Source organism: Actinomycetospora sp. ABD4_176, from assembly GCF_056311855.1.
The window spans coordinates 1,619,641-1,639,449 of sequence record NZ_CM149974.1 but is presented as its reverse complement, the minus strand read 5'-3'; the positions used below and the strand labels follow the sequence as shown (position 1 = coordinate 1,639,449).

Annotated in this window: 19 protein-coding genes; 18 read left to right on the top strand and 1 reads right to left on the bottom strand. The window is 74.3% G+C overall.

What is annotated here, in order from left to right; translation table 11 throughout:
• The first annotated feature begins 27 nt into the window (after positions 1 to 27).
• The 12 genes from thrS (at position 28) to ACYX4T_RS07925 (ending at position 14,906) form a co-directional block, all read left to right on the top strand.
• A complete protein-coding gene (gene thrS / locus ACYX4T_RS07980) occupies positions 28 to 2,097 on the top strand; it encodes a threonine--tRNA ligase (RefSeq protein WP_476014017.1) in 2,070 nt (689 codons plus the stop codon).
• Positions 2,097 to 2,657 carry an HIT family protein gene (locus tag ACYX4T_RS07975; RefSeq protein WP_476014016.1) on the top strand — a complete coding sequence of 187 codons (561 nt, stop codon included), beginning with the start codon at positions 2,097 to 2,099 and terminating at the stop codon, positions 2,655 to 2,657. Before thrS ends, ACYX4T_RS07975 begins: the two co-directional genes overlap by 1 nt.
• Positions 2,645 to 3,379 (top strand): phosphatidylinositol phosphate synthase, encoded by a 735-nt coding sequence (gene pgsA, locus ACYX4T_RS07970; protein WP_476014015.1) that lies wholly within the window; start codon positions 2,645 to 2,647, stop codon positions 3,377 to 3,379. The genes ACYX4T_RS07975 and pgsA overlap by 13 nt, the downstream gene beginning before the upstream one ends.
• Entirely contained in the window at positions 3,376 to 4,302 is a 927-nt protein-coding gene (locus tag ACYX4T_RS07965) for a phosphatidylinositol mannoside acyltransferase (RefSeq protein WP_476014014.1), read from the top strand. Before pgsA ends, ACYX4T_RS07965 begins: the two co-directional genes overlap by 4 nt.
• 67 nt (positions 4,303 to 4,369) lie before the next feature.
• Entirely contained in the window at positions 4,370 to 5,557 is a 1,188-nt protein-coding gene (locus ACYX4T_RS07960; protein ID WP_476014013.1) for an ROK family transcriptional regulator, read from the top strand.
• Positions 5,558 to 5,758: 201 nt separating this feature from the next.
• A complete protein-coding gene (gene otsB, locus ACYX4T_RS07955; RefSeq protein WP_476014012.1) occupies positions 5,759 to 6,631 on the top strand; it encodes a trehalose-phosphatase in 873 nt (290 codons plus the stop codon).
• Positions 6,632 to 6,706: 75 nt separating this feature from the next.
• Entirely contained in the window at positions 6,707 to 9,352 is a 2,646-nt protein-coding gene (locus tag ACYX4T_RS07950) for a glycoside hydrolase family 65 protein (protein ID WP_476014011.1), read from the top strand.
• On the top strand, positions 9,349 to 10,113 hold the full coding sequence (locus tag ACYX4T_RS07945) for an HAD family hydrolase (protein WP_476014010.1): 765 nt from the start codon (positions 9,349 to 9,351) through the stop codon (positions 10,111 to 10,113). Before ACYX4T_RS07950 ends, ACYX4T_RS07945 begins: the two co-directional genes overlap by 4 nt.
• Positions 10,110 to 11,087, top strand: coding sequence for an ROK family glucokinase (locus tag ACYX4T_RS07940; protein ID WP_476014009.1), 978 nt, complete (start codon positions 10,110 to 10,112; stop codon positions 11,085 to 11,087). The genes ACYX4T_RS07945 and ACYX4T_RS07940 overlap by 4 nt, the downstream gene beginning before the upstream one ends.
• Positions 11,084 to 12,514: a sugar porter family MFS transporter gene (locus ACYX4T_RS07935; protein ID WP_476014008.1), complete on the top strand. Its 1,431-nt coding sequence runs from the start codon at positions 11,084 to 11,086 to the stop codon at positions 12,512 to 12,514. Before ACYX4T_RS07940 ends, ACYX4T_RS07935 begins: the two co-directional genes overlap by 4 nt.
• Positions 12,515 to 12,645: 131 nt before the next feature.
• On the top strand, positions 12,646 to 13,857 hold the full coding sequence (locus tag ACYX4T_RS07930; protein ID WP_476014007.1) for a glycosyltransferase family 4 protein: 1,212 nt from the start codon (positions 12,646 to 12,648) through the stop codon (positions 13,855 to 13,857).
• On the top strand, positions 13,854 to 14,906 hold the full coding sequence (locus tag ACYX4T_RS07925) for an NUDIX hydrolase (protein WP_476014006.1): 1,053 nt from the start codon (positions 13,854 to 13,856) through the stop codon (positions 14,904 to 14,906). The genes ACYX4T_RS07930 and ACYX4T_RS07925 overlap by 4 nt, the downstream gene beginning before the upstream one ends.
• On the opposite strand, the gene ACYX4T_RS07920 is transcribed toward ACYX4T_RS07925, so the two are convergent.
• Positions 14,903 to 15,307: a VOC family protein gene (locus ACYX4T_RS07920; protein ID WP_476014005.1), complete on the bottom strand. Its 405-nt coding sequence runs from the start codon at positions 15,305 to 15,307 to the stop codon at positions 14,903 to 14,905. The two genes, ACYX4T_RS07925 and ACYX4T_RS07920, sit on opposite strands and share 4 nt — an antisense overlap.
• An 81-nt stretch (positions 15,308 to 15,388) precedes the next feature.
• Between ACYX4T_RS07920 and ACYX4T_RS07915 the strand changes: the two genes are divergently transcribed.
• The 6 genes from ACYX4T_RS07915 (at position 15,389) to pdxT (ending at position 19,800) form a co-directional block, all read left to right on the top strand.
• The gene (locus ACYX4T_RS07915; RefSeq protein ID WP_476014004.1) at positions 15,389 to 15,967 is read left to right on the top strand and encodes a TetR/AcrR family transcriptional regulator; all 579 of its coding nucleotides are present in this window, start codon (positions 15,389 to 15,391) and stop codon (positions 15,965 to 15,967) included.
• A 119-nt stretch (positions 15,968 to 16,086) separates the two neighbouring features.
• Complete coding sequence (gene pdxS, locus ACYX4T_RS07910; RefSeq protein WP_476014003.1) at positions 16,087 to 16,989, top strand: pyridoxal 5'-phosphate synthase lyase subunit PdxS; 903 nt, start codon at positions 16,087 to 16,089, stop codon at positions 16,987 to 16,989.
• Between the two features lie 44 nt (positions 16,990 to 17,033).
• On the top strand, positions 17,034 to 17,603 hold the full coding sequence (locus ACYX4T_RS07905) for a hypothetical protein (protein WP_476014002.1): 570 nt from the start codon (positions 17,034 to 17,036) through the stop codon (positions 17,601 to 17,603).
• Between the two features lie 22 nt (positions 17,604 to 17,625).
• Positions 17,626 to 18,090 (top strand): hypothetical protein, encoded by a 465-nt coding sequence (locus ACYX4T_RS07900; RefSeq protein WP_476014001.1) that lies wholly within the window; start codon positions 17,626 to 17,628, stop codon positions 18,088 to 18,090.
• Positions 18,091 to 18,138: 48 nt separating this feature from the next.
• Positions 18,139 to 18,975: an SDR family oxidoreductase gene (locus tag ACYX4T_RS07895; RefSeq protein WP_476014000.1), complete on the top strand. Its 837-nt coding sequence runs from the start codon at positions 18,139 to 18,141 to the stop codon at positions 18,973 to 18,975.
• Between the two features lie 207 nt (positions 18,976 to 19,182).
• Positions 19,183 to 19,800 (top strand): pyridoxal 5'-phosphate synthase glutaminase subunit PdxT, encoded by a 618-nt coding sequence (gene pdxT, locus ACYX4T_RS07890; RefSeq protein ID WP_476013999.1) that lies wholly within the window; start codon positions 19,183 to 19,185, stop codon positions 19,798 to 19,800.
• The last annotated feature ends 9 nt before the right edge of the window (positions 19,801 to 19,809 follow it).

The following is a 19,809-nucleotide window of genomic DNA, read 5'->3' as shown; positions in this document are numbered from 1 at the left end:
ACCCTCGACACCGGAGGAGAGACCGTCGTGTCCTCGCTCGCCCCGCCCCAGCCCCTCGTCGCCGACAGCGTCCGGGTGACCGCGGGCACCACGGCGGGCCAGGCGGTCCGCGAGGCGGGGCTGCCGACCACGGGTCCGCAGACGGTCGTCGTCGTCCGGGCCCCCGACGGCACGCTCAAGGACCTCGCGTGGAGCCCGGCCGAGGACGTCGACGTGGCGCCGGTGCCCGCCGACACCGAGGACGGGCGCGCCGTGATCCGCCACTCGGCGGCGCACGTGCTGGCCCAGGCGGTCCAGCAGATGTTCCCGGAGGCCAAGCTCGGCATCGGCCCGCCGGTCACCGACGGCTTCTACTACGACTTCGCCGTCGACCGCCCGTTCACGCCCGAGGATCTCGAGGCCCTCGAGAAGGCGATGCGCAGGATCGTCAAGGCGAAGCAGCGCTTCGTGCGCCGCGAGTACCCCTCGCTGGAGGCCGCCCGCGAGGAGCTGGCCGCCGAGCCGTTCAAGCTCGAGCTGGTCGACCTCAAGGGGACGGACGGGGGAGCGGACGCCGAGGACGATGCCGAGATCATGGAGGTGGGGTCGGGCGACCTCACCGCCTACGACAACGTGCACGCCCACACGGGCGAGCGCGTGTGGGGCGACCTCTGCCGCGGCCCCCACCTCCCCACCACGGGCTTCATCCCCGCCTTCAAGATCACGCGCAGCGCCGCCGCCTACTGGCGGGGCGACCAGCGCAACGCCCAGCTGCAGCGCATCTACGGCACGGCGTGGGAGTCGCCGGAGGCCCAGGACGCCTACCTGGAGCGCGTCGCCGAGGCCGAGCGCCGAGACCACCGCCGCCTCGGCGCCGAGCTCGACCTGTTCAGCTTCCCCGACGAGATCGGCTCGGGCCTGCCGGTCTTCCACCCCAAGGGCGGGATCGTCCGCAAGGAGCTCGAGGACTACAGCCGGCAGCGCCACGCCGAGGCCGGCTACGAGTTCGTCAACACCCCGCACGCCACCAAGGGCGAGCTGTTCCAGGTGTCCGGCCACCTCGACTGGTACCGCGAGGGCATGTTCCCCGCGATGCACCTCGACGCCGAGTACGGCGACGACGGCGAGGTGAAGCGGCAGGGGGTCGACTACTACCTCAAGCCGATGAACTGCCCGATGCACAACCTGATCTACCGGGCGCGGGGGCGGTCCTACCGGGAGCTGCCGCTGCGGCTCTTCGAGTTCGGCACGGTGTACCGGTACGAGAAGTCCGGCGTCGTGCACGGCCTGACGCGCGCCCGCGGCTTCACCCAGGACGACGCGCACATCTACTGCACGCGCGACCAGATGCGCGACGAGATCCGCTCACTGCTGCAGTTCGTGCTCGACCTGCTGCGCGACTACGGCCTCGACGACTTCTACCTCGAGCTCTCCACCCGCAACCCCGAGAAGTCGATCGGCTCGGACGAGGCGTGGGACGAGGCGACCGAGGTCCTGCGCGAGGTCGCCGAGGGCGCGGGCCTCGACCTCGTCCTCGACCCGGGCGGCGCCGCGTTCTACGCGCCGAAGATCTCGGTGCAGGCGAAGGACGCGATCGGGCGCACCTGGCAGATGTCGACGATCCAGGTCGACCTCATGCTCCCGGACCGCTTCGAGCTGGAGTACACGGCGCCCGACGGCTCGCGGCAACGGCCGGTCATGATCCACCGCGCGCTGTTCGGGTCGATCGAGCGCTTCTTCGGCGTGCTGACCGAGCACTACGCCGGCGCGTTCCCGGCCTGGCTCGCACCGGTGCAGGTCGTCGGCATCCCGGTCTCGGCGGACCAGGCCGACTACGTCGCGCAGGTCGCCGCCCGCCTGCGCGCCGAGGGCCTGCGGGTCGAGGTCGACGACTCCGACGACCGGATGCAGAAGAAGATCCGGAACCACACCCTGCAGAAGGTGCCGTTCCTGCTGCTGGCCGGGGGCAAGGACCAGGACGCCGGCGCGGTGTCGTTCCGGTTCCGCGACGGCTCGCAGCGCAACGCCGTCCCCGTGGACGACGCGGTCGTGGCCGTCGTCGACTGGGTGCGCCGTCGCGAGAACGCCTCACCGGACGCGGAGAAGTTCACTCCCTGATGTCCGAGGACGTGGGCACCGGGTCGGGCGAGCTCGACGAGCTGTGGGGCGCCGGGACGCCCGACGGCTTCCGGCGGCTGTGGGCGCCGCACCGGATGGCCTACATCGCGGGGGAGACCGGGTCCGCCGAGGAGTCCGGGAAGTGCCCGCTGTGCCGCATCCCGACCCTGTCCGACGAGGACGGCCTGGTCCTGCACCGCGGGGAGCGGGTGTACGCCGTGCTCAACCTGCACCCGTACAACCCCGGCCACCTCATGGTCGTGCCCTACCGCCACGTCGCCGGGCTCGACGAGCTCGATCTCGACGAGTCGGCCGAACTGGTGGGCGTGACCCAGCAGGCGGTGCGCGCGCTGCGGGCGGTCGCGGCACCGCACGGGTTCAACGTCGGCATCAACCTCGGCCACGTCGCCGGCGGCTCCCTCGCCGACCACCTGCACCAGCACGTCGTGCCGCGCTGGGGCGGCGACGCCAACTTCATCACGGTCGTCGGGCAGACGAAGGTGATCCCGCAGCTGCTGGCCGAGACGCGGTCGCGGCTCGCGGAGGCGTGGCCGTCGTGATCAACGAGTGGGCCCGCGCGGCGATGCGGGGCGGGGTCGAGCCGACGGCGTCGTGGCTGGTCCGCCGCGGGGTGCACCCGGACGTCGTGACGATCGTCGGGACGGTCGCGTCGACGGCCTCGGCGCTGTGGCTGATCCCGACCGGGCACCTGTTCGCCGCGTCGCTGGTGGTGTGGGCGTTCGCGATGCTCGACGTGCTCGACGGCGCGATGGCCCGCGCGCGGGGGGTGAACAGCCCCTTCGGGGGCGTGCTCGACTCGGTCGGCGACCGCCTCGTCGACGGGGCGGTGTTCGCGGGCATCGCGTGGTGGGCGTTCAGCGTCGACCGGCCACTGCTCGCCGGGCTCGCCCTCGCCTGCCTGATCACCGGCCAGCTCATCTCCTACATCAAGGCGCGCGCCGAGGCGGCCGGGCTCCGCGCCGACGGCGGGCTGGTCGAGCGGGCGGAGCGGCTCATCCTCGGGCTCGCCGGCTGCGGGTTCACCGGCCTCGGCGTGCCCTACGCCCTCGACGTGGCGCTCTGGCTGCTCACGGTGGGGTCGGTGATCACGGTCGGGCAGCGGGTCGTGGCCGTGTGGCGCAGCGCCCGCGAGCAGTACGGCGCGGCGACCGGGCACACCCCGGACCGGCGGTCCACGGGGGAGCCCACGTCGGAACCCACGTCGGAGCCCACCGAGCCCCGCACCACGACCCCGGACGACGGACCGGGGGGCACGCCGTGATCGCGCGGACCCTGTCGCTGCCGGCCCTGCGGTCGCGGGCGGCGGAACGGGCGAGCGAGCTCGGTTACGCGGCGGGCTGGCGCCTGGTGCGCGCGCTCCCGGAACCCGTGGCGCGGTGGGCGTTCCGCGGCGGGGCCGACCTCGCGGCGCGCCGCGGCGGGCCGGGCACCCGGCGGCTGCGTGCCAACCTCGCCCGCGTCCGCCCCGACCTGGGCCCCGAGGAGCTCGACGCCCTCACCCGCGCGGCGCTGCGGTCGTACGCCCGGTACTGGCGCGAGGCGTTCCGGCTGCCCGCGATGGACCACGCGGCCCTGGCGCGCCGGCCCGTCGTCGAGGGCCGGGAGCACCTCGACGCGGCCCTGGCCACCGGGAAGGGCGCAGTCGTCGCGCTCCCGCACTCGGGCAACTGGGACATGGCGGGGCTCTGGCTGGTGGCGCACTCGGGGCGCTTCACCACGGTCGCCGAGCGTCTGAAGCCGGAGTCGCTCTACGAGCGGTTCGTGGCCTACCGCGAGTCGCTGGGCTTCGAGATCCTGCCGATGACCGGGGGCGAGGCCCCGGTGCGCGGGCTCCTGCGGGCGCTGCGCCGGGGCGGGGTGGTGTGCCTGGTCGCCGACCGCGACCTGTCCGCCCACGGGGTCCCGGTGACCTTCTTCGGCGCGCGAGCCACCATGCCGCCCGGCCCGGCCTCGCTCGCCGCGACCACCGGCGCGGCGCTGCTGCCGGTCGGGCTGTGGTTCAGCGAGGACCCGGCCACGGGGGAGGAGGGCTGGCACTTCCGCATCCACCCGCCCGTCGCCGTCCCCGACCGCGACGCCGTCCCCGCCGCGACCCAGCGCGTCGCCGACGCCTTCGCCGGCGACATCGCCGAGCACCCCGAGGACTGGCACATGCTCCAGCGCATCTGGACCGACCCGACCTGACGGGGCGCGCCGGCCGGCTCACGGCGACGTGACGTGAAGCACAAGAACACGGGGTAGAGTTCATCGCATGAACACGGCGTCGCGCCCCGGCTCGCCGGCGGGCCTGCGCGACGCGAACCGCCGCCGGGTGCTCGACGCCGTGCGCGCGGCCGGCGCCCCGACCCAGGCGGACATCGCCGCGGTGACCGGGCTGGCGCCCGCGACGGTGTCGAACATCGTCCGCGACCTGGGTGCGGCGGGCGTGGTCGCGGCCGGGGACGAGGTGCGCGGCGGGCGGCGGGTGCGGGCGGTCCGCCTGGTGCGCGGGGCGGGCGTGGTGGCCGGCATCGACTTCGGGCACCGGCACGTGCGCGTGGCGCTCGCCGACGTCGCCGACCCGGCGATCGCCGCGGCCCCCGTGTGCACCGAGGTCCGCGCGGACCTGCCCGACGGCCACGGGGTCGCCGACGGCCTCGCCACCGCCAACGACCTGCTCGGGCAGGCGCTGAACGGGACCGGCGCCCGGCGCGCCGCGCTGCGCGGGGTCGTCGTCGGGCTGCCCGCCCCGCTCGACCTCGCGACCGGGGCCGTCGGCGCCTCCGGGGTCCTGCCCGGCTGGGTCGGCGTGCCCGTGGCCGGGCGGGTCGCCGAGCACCTGGGCGTCCCGAGCCGGGTGGACAACGACGCGACCCTCGGCACCCTCGCCGAGCAGCGGTGGGGCGCGCTGCGGGGCGTCGACCACGGCATCTTCCTCAAGCTCTCCGACGGCGTCGGCGCCGGTCTCGTCCTCGACGGGCGGCTCTACCGCGGCCCCGACGGCACGGCCGGCGAGATCGGGCACGTCGCCGTCGACCCGGGGGACCGGTTCGCGGCGGTCTGCCGCTGCGGGCACCGCGGGTGCCTCGAGACCCTGGTGTCCACCCGCACCGTCACCGCCATGCTCGAGCCGCTGCTCGGCGCCCCGCTCACCGTCGCCGACGTCGTCGCCCGCGCCCGCGACGGCGACGCGCCCTGCACCCGGGTCCTGGCCGACACCGGGCACCACGTCGGCGTCGCGCTCGCGGGCCTGTGCACGGTGCTCACCCCGCGGCGCATCGTCGTCGGCGGGGAGCTCGCCCAGGCCGGTGACCTGCTGCTCGGCCCGCTGCAGGCGGCGATCGGGGCGGCCGCGCTGCCGGGCACCACGCGCACCGCCGAGGTGGTCGTCGCCGAGCTCGCCGAGCACGCGCCGGTGCTGGGGGCGCTCGCGCTCGCCCTCGACCGCTGCCCCGTCTGAGCGCTCTCCGACCCCGCTCCGCGACCCCTTCCGCCACCCGGTGACGACCCCGCCCGGACGGGCGGTGTCCCACCGTGCGGGCGGGGCCGTGGTGGTCCAGGATCGCGACGCTGTGTTCATCCGTTGACGACGTCCGGGTGCCGCCCTAGCCTGTGGTTCGCATCACACACGACAACGGCGCCCCGAGATGCGGAGGCCCTGGTGACCGTGCCCGCAGACGACGGTCGGGCTCCGCAGCGCGGCGCGCCCGTCACCACGACGGCGGACCGGTTGCCGCACGCGCTCGACGCCGTCGAGGTGTCGCAGCGCCTGGCCGAACGCCGCCCCGCGGTCTTCCTCGACTACGACGGCGTCCTCACCCCGATCGTGCCGCGGCCCGAGGACGCGATCATGACCGACGCGATGCGCGACGTGCTGCGCGCGCTCGCGGGCCGCTGCCCGGTGTGCATCGTCTCCGGGCGCGACCGCGCCGTCGTCGCCGAGCTCTCCGGCGTCGACGACCTCGTCATCGCCGGCAGCCACGGCTTCGACATCCACGACCCGCAGCGCGGCGTCATCGAGCACGAGGCGTCGCGCGGGTGGGAGGACCTGGTCGCCGAGGTCACCGAGCGGGTCCGCACGGCCGCGGCGGACATCGAGGGCACGCAGGTCGAGCCCAAGCACGCCTCGGTCGCCGTGCACGACCGCCACGTCGCCGACGCCGACCGCCCCCGGGTCCAGGAGCTGGTCGACGCCGTCCTCGCCGAGCACCCCGGGCAGCTGCGCGTGACGCCGGGCAAGTTCGTCCACGAGATCCAGCCGGAGATCGACTGGAACAAGGGCAAGGCCGTCGAGCACCTCATCGGCGTCCTCGACCTGGACCACCCCGACGTCGTGCCGATCTACCTCGGCGACGACATCACCGACGAGGACGCCTTCCGCGCGCTCGCCGCCCGGGGCGGTGATCACCGCGAGCCCGGACTGGGCATCCTCGTGATCGACCCGGCCGACGCGCCGTCGCGCGAGACCGCCGCGACGGCCGTGCTCGCGACGGTCGACGAGGTGGCCCGCTTCCTCGACGGCCTCGCACGGTGACCCCGCCCGGGTGAGCCCCTGCCCGCCCCGCCCGCCCCGACAGCCGCCGCCCGCTCCTGGAGACCGGAGACGTCCGTGACCACGACGACGACCGAAGACCAGACCCCCAGCACCGCCACCGACGGCCGCGCCGCGTCGCCGTCCGACGTCCTGCCCGGCGGCGCCGTCGCCGACGACTTCACCCTCACCTGGACCGGTCTCGAGCCCGACGACGAGGGCCTGCGCGAGGCGCTGACCAGCACCGGCAACGGCTACTTCTGCACCCGCGGCGCCGCCGAGTGGGAGGACACCGACGCGCCCCGGCACTACGCCGGCACCTACGCCCATGGCGCCTACAACCGCGAGACGACGATCCTCGGCGGCCGCCCGGTCCTCAACGAGGACCTCGTCAACCTGCCGAACTGGCTGGTCCTCAAGCTGCGCATCGACGGCGAGGAGGCCATCCGGCTCGACAACGTCGAGGTGCTGGACTACCGCCACTCCTACGACATCCGCACCGCGACGGTCAGCCGCGACTTCCGCTTCCGCGACCGGGCCGGGCGCGAGACGACGCTGCACAGCCGCCGCTTCGTCTCGATGGCCCACAGCCACCAGGCGGCGATGGAGTGGTCGGTCACCGCCGAGAACTGGTCGGGTCGCATCGGCATCGTGTCGGCGATCGACGGCCGCGTCGACAACACCATGGTCGCCCGCTACCGCGACCTCGAGGGCCGCCACCTCGACCCCGTCACCCCGCGGACGTTCGGACCGGAGATCATCGCGCTGAAGGTGCGGACCCGGCAGTCGAACCTCTACGTCTCCGAGGCCGCCCGCACGCGGGTGTACCGCGGCCGGGGCCGCGGCTGGGAGAAGATCGAGCCCGCCCGCACGCTCCACCAGATGAACGACTACGTGCAGCAGGTGCTCGACCTCGACATCACCGAGGGCGAGACCGTGCGGGTCGAGAAGATCGTCTCGTTCTTCACCAGCCACGACAACGCGATCACCGAGACGCTGACCGCGGCCGGGCGCCACGTCGAGCGCTACCCGGACTTCGCCGGCTGCCTCGCCGAGCACGTCGACGCCTGGGACGAGTACTGGGACGTCTGCGACCTCGAGGTCCCGGCAGAGCCGCGCGTGCAGCTGCTGCTGCGCTTCCACATGGCCCACGTCCTGCAGGTCTGTTCGCGGCACACCGCCCGCCACGACGCCGGCGTCCCCGCCCGCGGTCTCAACGGCGAGGCCTACCGCGGGCACGTGTTCTGGGACGAGCTCTACGTCTACCCGTTCCTCAACTACCGGCTCCCCGAGATCACGCGCGGCCTGCTGATGTACCGCTACCGCCGTCTCGCCGAGGCCCGCGCGGCCGCGGCGGAGGCGGGTTACCGCGGCGCGATGTTCCCGTGGCAGTCGGGCAGCGACGGCACCGAGGAGACGCAGGTCGTCCACCTCAACCCGCTGTCGGGCCAGTGGGACCCCGACCACTCCCACAACCAGCGCCACGTCAACGCCGCGATCTTCTACAACGTCTGGCAGTACTACCAGGCCACCGACGACCTGGAGTTCCTGCGCGACTACGGCGCCGAGCTCATGCTCGAGATCGCCCGCTTCTGGGCGTCGATCGCGCACCGCAACCCCAACACCGGACGCTACGAGATCCACGGCGTCATGGGGCCCGACGAGTTCCACGAGCGCTACCCCGGCGCCACCGAGGGCGGGCTGCGCAACAACGCCTACACGAACGTCATGGTCGCGTGGATCTGCGCGACCGCGCCGAAGGTCCTCGCGCTGCTGCCCAAGAGCCGCCGCCGCGCCCTGCGCAGCCGTCTCGGGATCACCGACGACGAGATCGCGCGCTGGTCGGAGATGTGCACGTCGATGGCGGTGCCGACCCACCTCGACGACGACGGCCACGCCGTGATCACCCAGTTCGAGGGCTACGAGGCGCTCGACGAGCTCGACTGGGAGGGCTACCGGTCGAAGCACAGGAACATCCAGCGGATGGACCGCATCCTCAAGGCCGAGGGTGACGACCCCGACCGCTACAAGCTCGCCAAGCAGGCCGACGCGGTCATGCTGTTCTTCCTGTTCGGCGACGACGAGCTGCGCGAGATCTTCTCGCGGCTCGGCTACGACGAGATCGCCCACGACGGCGACCTCGCGCGGCGCACCATCGCCTACTACGACCGGCGCACCTCGCACGGCTCGACGCTCTCGCTCGTCGCGCACGCCGCGGTGCTGGCCGGCATCGACCCCGAGAGCTCCTGGGAGCGCTTCCTCGTCGCCGTCGAGTCCGACATCGGCGACGTGCAGGGCGGCACCACCAAGGAGGGCATCCACATGGGGGTCATGTCGGGGACCCTCGACCTGCTCCAGCGGGCCTACCTCGGCGCCGGCGCCCGTGACGGGGTGCTGACGTTCTCGCCGCGCCTGACGCCGCGCCTCGACGGGCTCGCGCTCTCCCTGGTGTTCCAGGGCACGACGCTGCGGGTCTCGGTCCGTGACGGCGCGCTGACCGTCGCCGTGCAGTCCGAGGGCTTCAGCCACCCGGTGCGCATCGGCCTCGGCGACGAGGTGCGCGAGCTCGGCGCCGGCCAGGAGTGGACGGTGCCCCTCGACCGCGACGGCCGGCTCGGGGCCGGCGCCGCGTCGACGGCGAGCGTCCCCGCGGGGACCGAGGACGGCACCGCCCCGATCTCGACGACCACCGCCGGGCACGACCACGAAGGGAACGGCGCATGAGCGGCACTGCAGGGTCCGGATTCCGCGGAGCGATCTTCGACGTGGACGGTGTCCTCGTCGACTCGCCGCACGAGGAGGCCTGGCGCGAGTCCCTGCGCGAGCTCATGGAGGGCCCGTGGTCGGACATCGTCGCGCAGACGAGCTACGCGCCGGAGAAGTTCACGCCGGCGCTCTATCACGAGCGGATGTCGGGCAAGCCCCGCAAGGCCGGCGCCACGGCGGCGCTCGAGTACTTCGGCGTCCCCGACCTCGACCGGCGCGTCCAGGAGTACGGCGAGCACAAGCAGGAAATGATCATCCGGCTGATCTCCGAGGGTCGCTTCTCGGCCTACGACGACGCGGTGCGCTTCGTCGTGGAGGTCAAGCAGTCCGGCATCCCGATCGCCGCGGCGTCGTCGTCGAAGAACGCGAAGCTCTTCCTCGAGCGCGTCGACCTGTCGCGCTTCGGGGCGGAGGGCAACCTCCACGGCTACTTCGACGTCGACGTCTCCGGGCGTGACTTCGCGCAGGGCAAGCCCCATCCGGAGATCTTCCTGACCGCGGCGTCGGAGCTCGGGGTCGACCCGGCGAACGCGTTCGTCGCGGAGGACGCGGTCAATGGCATCCAGGCCGCGAAGGCCGGCGGCTTCGGCGCGCTCGGGGTGTCCCGCGCCGACGACGTCGACGCCCTGGCCGCCGAGGGGGCCGACGTGGTCGTCACCGACATGGGCGAGATCGACGTGTCCGCGCTGTCCCGGGGGGAGCTGGTGAGGAAGTCATGAGCGAGCTGACCGTCGGCGTCGACGTCGGCGGCACCAAGATCGCGGCAGGGGTCGTCGACGAGGCCGGCAAGCTCATCGCGTCGACCCGTCGCGAGACCCCGGCCACCGACACCCACATGGTGCTCGAGGCCATCGCCGACGCGGTCGGGGAGCTGCGCGGCGGCCACGAGGTCACCGCCGTCGGCATCGGCGCGGCCGGGTTCGTCGACGCGGCCCGGGCCAAGGTCATGTTTGCGCCGAACCTGGCGTGGCGGGACGAGGACCTGCGCGGCCAGCTGTCCGCGGCCCTCGACCTGCCCGTGGTCGTCGAGAACGACGCCAACGCCGTCGCGTGGGCCGAGTCGCGCTTCGGCGCGGGCCGCGACCACGACGACCTCGTCGCGATCACCATCGGGACCGGCGTCGGCGGCGGCGTCGTCACCGGCGGGCGGCTGCTGCGCGGCGGGTTCGGGGTGGCCGCCGAGATCGGCCACATCACGATGGTCCCGTACGGCCGCCGGTGCGGCTGCGGGCTGCAGGGCTGCTGGGAGCAGTACGGCTCGGGCCGGGCGCTGCTCACCGAGGCCCTCGAGATCGCCCGGCACTCGCCGGCGTTCGCCGCGGGCCTGATCGCGGCGGCCGGCGGCGACCCCGAGGCGATCACCGGCGAGATGGTCACCGCGACCGCCCAGCAGGGCGACGTGGGCGCGCTGCACTGCTTCGACGAGATCGGCCGCTGGATCGGCCTCGGTCTCGCCCAGCTCGCGGCGGTGCTCGACCCCACCCTCTTCGTCATCGGCGGCGGCGTGTCCGCCGCGGGCGAGGTGCTGCGGGGACGGGTCGAGGAGGTCTTCCGGGCCAACCTCACGGGACGCGGCCACCGGCCCGTCGCCGAGGTGCGGCTCGCGGAGATGGGGTGGGAATCCGGCATGGTCGGCGCCGCCGACCTCGCCCGGACCAATATCGACAGTGCTGTCCCGGGGAGCGACCGATGACAACCAGTTCCGGATCCGCGTCGGGGTCTCCGGCGCAACAGACCACCTCCGCCAAGGCGATCGGCGTCGCGGTCGCCGCCGCCGTCGGAGGCTTCCTGTTCGGCTTCGACTCCAGCGTCATCAACGGCGCGGTCGAGGCCATCGAGGGCCAGTTCTCGCTCAGCGCGTTCCTGTCGGGGTTCGCGGTGGCCTGCGCGCTGCTCGGCTCCGCGGTCGGCGCGTGGTTCGCAGGTCCGTTCGCCGACCGCTACGGCCGCATCCGGGTGATGCTCATCGCGGCGGTGCTGTTCCTGGTCAGCGCGCTCGGCTCCGGGTTCGCGGTCTCGGTGTGGGACCTCATCGTCTGGCGCGTCATCGGCGGTCTGGCCATCGGTGTGGCCTCGGTGATCGCGCCGGCCTACATCGCGGAGATCTCGCCGGCGCACATCCGCGGGCGTCTCGCCTCCCTGCAGCAGCTCGCCATCGTCACCGGCATCTTCGTGGCGCTGCTCTCCGACGCCCTGTTCGCCGGCCTCGCCGGCAGCGCGAGCAACCCGTTCTGGTTCGGGCTCGAGGCCTGGCGGTGGATGTTCCTCGCCGAGGTCGTCCCGGCAGTGATCTACGGCGTCCTGGCCCTGCGGATCCCCGAGTCGCCCCGCTACCTGGTCGCCAAGGGTGAGCCGGGTCGCGCGGGCGAGGTCCTGCGCGAGGTCCTGGGCCTGCGCAGCGACGAATCCGTCGGGGACAAGGTGGAGTCGATCCGGGAGTCGCTGCAGCGCGAGCAGAAGCCGAGCCTCGCCGACCTGCGCGGGAACCGGTTGGGTCTGCGACCGATCGTGTGGGCGGGGATCCTGCTGTCGGTCTTCCAGCAGTTCGTCGGGATCAACGTGATCTTCTACTACTCGACGACGCTCTGGCGCTCCGTCGGGTTCTCCGAGGCCGACTCCCTGACCTACTCGGTGATCAACTCGCTGGTCAACCTCCTCTCGACGTTCGTGGCCATCGCGATCGTCGACCGGGTCGGCCGGAAGCCGATGCTGCTCGGTGGCTCGATCGGTATGACGATCACTCTCGGCGTCATGGCCGTCTGCTTCTCGCAGGCCGTCGGCTCCGGCGAGGACGTGTCCCTCCCGGGGGCCTACGGCACGATCGCCCTCATCGCGGCGAACCTGTTCGTGGTGTCGTTCGCGGTGACGTGGGGACCGGTCGTGTGGGTCCTGCTCGGCGAGATGTTCCCGAACTGGCTGCGTGCCGCCGCGCTCGCGGTGGCCGCCGCCGCGCAGTGGGTCGCGAACTTCGTCGTCACGGTGACCTTCCCGCCGCTGGCCGAGCTGAGCCTGACCCTCGCCTACGGGCTCTACGCGCTGTTCGCGCTGGTGTCCGGGATCTTCGTCTGGCGGGCGATCGAGGAGACCAAGGGCAAGGAGCTCGAGGAGATGACGGCCTGACCCTTGCCGCACCACTCCCCGGGGGAGCGAGGGTGACGTCCGCTGCGTCGCACGCAGCGGACGTCACCCTCGCTCCGGGGCGCCGGCGCCGTCACGGGGGCCCGACGCGCGGTCGATAGGCTGGGCGCGCCATGCGCATCGGGATCGTGTGTCCGTACTCGCTGGACGTGGCCGGCGGGGTCCAGGCGCACGTCCTCGACCTCGCCCGCGCGCTGACGGGCCTGGGCCACCACGTCGACGTCCTCGCGCCGGCCGGTGAGGACACCCCGGTGCCGGCGGGGGTGACGCGTGCCGGGCGCTCGCTCGGCATCCCGTACAACGGCTCGGTGGCCCGGCTGACGTTCGGGCCGGTGTCGCTCGCCCGGGTGCGGCGGTGGCTGCGCGAGGGGAACTTCGACGTCCTGCACGTCCACGAGCCCACCGCGCCGAGCCTGTCGTTCCTCGCGCTCGTGGTGGCCAGCCAGGAGGATAGGGTCGGCCCGGTGGTGGCGACGTTCCACACCTCGACGCCGCGCTCGCGCACCATGACCTTCTTCGAGCCGGTGCTGCGCACGCTGCTCGAGCGGGTCACCGCCCGCATCGCGGTGTCGCCGCTGGCGCGCCAGGTCTACGTCGAGCACCTCGGCGGCGACGCCGTCGAGATCCCCAACGGCGTGGACGTCGCGGCCTTCGCCGACGCGGCGCCGCTGCCAGGGCACCGCCACCACGGGAACGGGGCGACGGTCGGGTTCGTCGGGCGCTACACCGAGCCGCGCAAGGGCATGCCCCTGCTGCTCGAGGCCCTGCGCCCGCTCGCCGCCACCCGCCCCGACCTGCGGCTGCTCGTGGTCGGCCGGGGCGACGCCGACGAGCTGCGCGAGCAGGCGGGCCCCGAGCTCGCCGACCGCATCGAGCTGCTCGGCGCCGTCGACGAGGCGACCAAGGCCTCGATGCTCGCCTCGGTGGACCTGCTCGCCACGCCCAACACCGGCGGGGAGAGCTTCGGCGTCGTGCTCGCCGAGGGCATGGCGGCCGGGGCGCCGATCGTCGCGAGCGACATCGACGCCTTCCGGCGCGTGCTCGGCGAGCCGCCGGCGGGCGTCGCCGTGCGCAGCGGGGACGCCCCGGCGTGGGGAGCGGCGATCGCGGCATTGCTCGACGACCCCACCCGGCGCGACGCCCTGCGCCTCGCCGGGCGGCGTCGCGTGGCGGCGTTCGACTGGTCGGTGGTCGCCGCCGCGGTCCTGCGGGTGTACGAGGTCGCCGTGGCGGCCGATCCCCGCCGCGTGGGCGCGAGCCCCCTCCCGAGAGGGGTGGACCGCGCGCCGGCCGGCGCGGGCCACGACCTACCGTCGTCCCCGTGACCCTCCTCGGCCCCACCGGCGTGCTGGTGATCGTCGTCGTCACCGCGGTGCTCCTGCTGGTGATCGTCACTGCGGCGGTGCTCGTCGCCCGGGCCCGCCGGCTGGACCGGCTGCACGTCCGCACCGACGCCGCGGCCGCGGGCCTCGCGGCCGTGCTCGACCGGCGCGCGGCGATCGTGCGGGCGATCGCGGCGACGGCCGGCCCGGTCGCGCTCGCCGACGCCGACCGCCGCGCCCTGCGCGCCGCCGCCCGGGCGGCCACCGCGACGCGGGCGGCCGGCGAGGGGGTCCTCGACACCGAGCGCGAGGAGGCCGAGAACGACCTGACCCGCGCGCTCGTCCCGCTCGACACCGCGGCCCTGCCCGCCGACCTGGCCGCGGAGCTCGCCGACGTCCACGCCCGCGTCTCGGTGGCCCGCCGGATCTACAACGACGCGGTGCGCGACACCCGCGCGCTGCGCGGCCGGCGGATGGTGCGCTGGCTGCGCCTCGCGGGCACGGCCCCGATGCCGCCGTACTTCGAGATCGCCGAGCCGGGACCCGACGGGGTCGTGGCCGAGCCCCCCGCCGTGCACGTGGCCCAGGACGCGGTGCGGGCGGTCGTCGTCGACGACGAGGGGCGGGTCCTGCTGTTCGAGGGCGTCGACCCCGCCCGGCCCGCCGAGGCCTTCTGGTTCGCCCCCGGCGGCGGCGTCGCGACCGGCGAGGACCCCGTGGCCGCCGTCGCGCGCACGGTGGGGGAGGAGACGGGCCTCGCGGTGCCGTCCGAGCAGGTCCGGGGCCCGCTGTGGGTGCGCGAGGTGGTCTTCGAGGCCGACGGCACGACCTACGCCGGACGCGAGCTCTTCCACGCCGTGCACGTGCCGTCCGGCGACATCGACGCCACCGCGTTCACCGAGCACGAGGCCCGCACGGTGCGCGGGCACCGCTGGTGGACCCCCGCCGAGCTCGCCGTGACCCTCGACGTCGTGCACCCGCACCAGCTGCCCGACCTGCTCGCCGACCCCCGGTCGCTCGAGCCCGGCCCGGTGCCGCTCGCGATCCACTAGCCCGTGACCGCGTCCTCGTACGCGGCGCCCACCGGGATCTCGGTGATCACGTCCACGAGCACGCCGGCGGGGTCGGCGAGGATGAAGTGGCGCTGGCCGAACTCCTCGGAGCGCAGGTCGAGCTCGGGACGCAGGCCCCCGCGGACGACGAGGCGCTCGTACTCGGCGTCGACGTCGGGCACCTCGACGTTGAGCAGCAGCCCCCGGGCCGGCGTGCGGAAGCCGGCGGGCACGGTCGGGTGGTCGGCGGCGACGAACGCCAGCTCGTGGGCGCCGCGGCGCAGGCTGACGTACCAGTCGACGGCGAAGACCACCTCGAAGCCGAAGTGCTCGACCCAGAAGCGGCGGGAGGCGTCCACGTCGGCGACGCCGAGGACGGGGTAGAAGCCGGTCGGTGTCATGGTCGTGTCCTTTCGCGTACCGTTGGTACGTCGAATAGTGCTCACGTACCATCGGTACGTCAAGAGGTCCGGGGAGGTGTCGTGGCCGGGGTGCGGCTCGAGCAGAAGGAGCGCACGCGACGTGCGCTCGTCGAGGCGGCGCGGACGCTGTTCGCCACGCGCGGGTACGCCGACGTCGGCCTGGCCGAGGTCGTGGCGGCCGCGGGTGTCACCAAGGGCGCGCTCTACCACCAGTTCGACGGCAAGGCCGCGCTGTTCCGGGCGGTGCTGGGCGAGGTCGCGGCCGAGGTCGCCGACGCGGTCGTCGCGGCGGCCCGCGCGGCGGGGGACGACCCGTGTGCGCAGCTTCGGGCCGGGTGCCGGGCGTTCCTCGTGGCGAGCACCGACCCCGCCCGGGTGCGGATCGCGCTCGTCGACGGCCCGGCGGTGCTCGGGTGGGCGCAGTGGCGCGCGCTCGACGAGGCGACCTCGCAGCGCCACCTCGTCGAGGCGCTCGAGGGCCTGGTCGCTCAGGGTCTGCTCGCGCCGCGCCCCGTCGCCCCGCTGGCGCACCTCCTCGGCGGCGCCATGAACGAGGCGGCCCTGTGGCTCGCCGACGAGCCGGACGCCCTCGAGCCCGCGTGGGCCGAGCTCGCGGCGATGCTCGACGCGTTGCGGTGACCGGCCGCGCAGGGTGCACGGCGTCACGTCACCAGGCCTTCACGCGGCCGTACGATCGCGGGGGACCACCACCGACACCGCCACCGACACAGCCGTCGCACGTGCACCGGAGGACCACCGTGACCAGGCCCGACACCGCCCACACCACCGGCACCGGAGGGGTCAAGCGCGGCCTCGCCGACATGCTCAAGGGCGGCGTGATCATGGACGTGGTGACGCCCGAGCAGGCGCGGATCGCCGAGGACGCCGGAGCCGTGGCCGTCATGGCCCTCGAGCGCGTGCCCGCCGACATCCGCGCCGACGGGGGCGTCGCGCGGATGTCCGACCCCGACATGGTGCGCGGCATCGTCGACGCCGTCTCCATCCCGGTGATGGCCAAGGCGCGCATCGGCCACTTCGTCGAGGCGCAGGTCCTGCAGTCGCTCGGCGTCGACTACGTCGACGAGTCCGAGGTGCTCACCCCCGCCGACGAGGCCCACCACATCGACAAGTGGGCGTTCACCGTGCCGTTCGTGTGCGGGGCGACCAACCTCGGCGAGGCGCTGCGGCGCATCGGCGAGGGCGCGGCGATGATCCGCTCGAAGGGCGAGGCCGGCACCGGCAACGTCGTCGAGGCCACCCGCCACATGCGCGCGATCCGCGCCGACATCCGCCGGCTCTCGCGCATGGACGGCCAGGAGCTGTACGCCGCGGCGAAGGAGCTGGCGGCCCCGCTGCCGCTGGTTCAGGAGATCGCCGAGTCGGGCCGGCTGCCCGTCGTCCTGTTCACCGCGGGCGGCATCGCGACCCCCGCCGACGCGGCGATGATGATGCAGCTCGGCGCCGAGGGCGTGTTCGTCGGCTCGGGCATCTTCAAGTCCGGCGACCCGGCGCGGCGCGCCGAGGCCATCGTGCGCGCGACGACCTTCCACGACGACCCGGACGTCATCGCCAAGGTCTCGGCCGGGCTCGGCGAGGCGATGGTCGGGCGCACCACCGCCGACATGCCCGACGCCGAGCGGCTCGCCACCCGCGGCTGGTGAGGCTCACCGGACTCCTCACACCGCCGCATGGGACGATCGCCACGATGACCACCCCGCAGGGCTCCCCGCGCCGGCTGGTCGACCTCCGTGGACAGGAGGCGCCCGTCGACCCGGACGCCCGGACCGACGTGATGCGGACGGTGGGCGAGACCGCGGGACCCCCCGCGGGCGACCGGCCCACCGCCGCACCCTCCCGTGCCCGCCGGCGGCCCGCCGCGGAGCCCGAGCCGGTCGAGGAGCCGACCCGGCGCAACGGCATGGGGACGCCGGCGCTCGTGCTCGGCCTGCTCGCCGTCGCGACGTGCTGGACGGGCTGGGCGGGCGTCGTGCTGGGCCTGCCCGCGGTGATCGCGGGCTACCTGGGCGCGCGGCGCGCGTTCCACGACCTGGCGACCGACGGGGCCTCCTCGCTGGGCGGGCTCGTCGCGGGCGCCGCCGGGCTCGTCGTCGGCGCGGTCATGGTGTGGCCGACGCTCTTCGGCTCCGGCGGGTTCGGCGACGGGCTGACGCTCGACCAGTGCATGGCGCAGTCGACGACGGCCCGCGAGATGCACATGTGCAAGTCGCAGCACCTCGCGGAGTTCAACCAGCGCTACCCGAACGCCGCCGAGTGAGCGCCGCTGGCACGATGCCGGCATGACGTCCGCCCCGCCCCCTGCCCGGCAGGACCGCGACCAGCGGGACCCGCGTGAGCGCGACGGCGGTCTCGGCACCGCCGCGCTCGCCCTCGGCCTGGTCGCCGCGGGGACGGGCCTGACCGCCGCGTTGTGGGCGGGGATGGACTGGCTGGGCTGGGCCGCGCTCGTGCTGGGCCTGCTCGGGCTGGTCGTCGGGTTCGTCGGGTCGCGGCGCGCGTTCCACGACCCGCACCGCAGCGGCGGCATGTCGCTCGGCGGCTTCGTGCTCGCCCTCGTGGGCCTGATCGTCGGGGCGTGGCTGATCGTGCCCGGCCTGCTGGGCATCGGCACGTTCGGCGAGGGCCTGACCCTCGACGAGTGCATGGCCCAGGCCCAGGGCCAGCAGGAGGAGCGCATGTGCGCCTCGCAGCACCTCGACGAGTACCGGGCCCGATTCGGTGACCCGGGCGGCACCGGGGGCTGACCCGTCACCGGCCGGATATCGCGCCGGCCGATCGGTGACCCCCCCGGGATGAGTGGTCACCAGCAGGAGCACCCCGGCTACGAGCACGCCATGACGCCTCCGGCCGACTGCGGGGAGGAGAGCTACCGCGGGTCGGGCCGCCTGACCGGCAAGGTCGCGCTGATCACCGGCGGCGACAGCGGCATCGGGCGGGCCGTCGCGATCGCGTTCGCCCGCGAGGGCGCCGACGTCGCGTTCGGGCACCTGCCGGCCGAGGAGGAGGACGGCGAGGAGGTCGAGCGCCTCGTCACCGACGCCGGACGCCGCGTGCTGCGCGTGCCCGGCGACCTCACCGACCCGCAGGCGTGCCGCGACCTCGTCGCCCGCACCGTCGACGCGTTCGGTCGTCTCGACGTGCTCGTCAACAACGCGGCCTTCCAGATGGTGCGCGACCGCCTCGAGGACGTCCCCGACGAGGAGTGGGACCGCACGATCGCCACCAACCTCGACGCGATGTTCCACGTCACGAAGGCCGCGCTGCCGCACCTGGGTGCCGGGGCGTCGATCATCAACACGACGTCGATCAACTCCGACAACCCGCCACCCGGGCTCATCGCCTACGACGCGACGAAGGCCGGCATCGCCAACTTCACCGCCGCACTCGCCCGTCAGTACGGCGACCGCGGCATCCGCGCCAACAGCGTCGCCCCCGGCCCGATCTGGACCCCGCTGATCCCCGCGACCATGCCCGCCGAGGCCGTGGCGTCCTTCGGGCAGGACACGCCGCTGGGGCGTGCCGGCCAGCCCGTCGAGCTCGCCCCGGTGTACGTCATGCTGGCCTCGGACGAGGCGAGCTACGTCTCCGGCGCCCGGATCGCGGTCACCGGCGGGACGCCGATCCTGTGACCGCGCGGCGGGTGCCCGGCTGCGCGGTGCAGCCGGTTGACCCGCATGCGTCCGGGGTGTCCGCCGCGCCGGGCCGACGCCTGGAGCCGCGGCGCGAAGTCCGTGGTCACGGCCCCGCTCAACGCGTGGGGCCACGCCGCGACGTCGGCGACCCGGCGCGTGCTGCGTCTCGTCCTACCGCGCTGACGGGTTCCTAGACTGGAGGGCGTGAGCGCACCCGTCGGCGTCCTGGCCCTCCAGGGCAACGTCCCCGAGCACCTCGACGCCCTCCGCGCGTGCGGGGCCGACGCGCGCACGGTGCGCCGCCCGTCCGAGCTCGCCGGGGTCGCGGGGCTCGTGCTTCCGGGCGGCGAGTCGACGACGCTGTCGAAGCTGCTCGAGGCGTTCGAGCTGCTCGAGCCGCTGCGCGAGCGCCTGCGCGCCGGGATGCCGGCGTTCGGGTCGTGCGCGGGGATGATCCTGCTGGCCCGCGAGGCCGTCGACGCGCGGCCCGACCAGCACCAGCTCGGCGCCCTGGACATCACCGTGCGCCGCAACGCCTTCGGCCGCCAGGTGCAGTCGTTCGAGACCGACCTCGCGGTCACCGGCGTCCACGGCGGCCCGGTGCGGGCGGTGTTCATCCGCGCGCCGTGGGTCGAGTCGACCGGACGCGGCGTCGAGGTGCTCGCCCGCGTGCCCGGGACGGTGCGGGGCGAGGCGTCGGGCAAGGTCGTGGCCGTGCGCCAGGGTCCGGTGATGGCGACGGCCTTCCACCCCGAGCAGACCGGCGACGCCCGCCTGCACGACCTGTTCCTGCGCCAGGTCCGCGACCGCGTCAACACCTAGTCGCTGGGT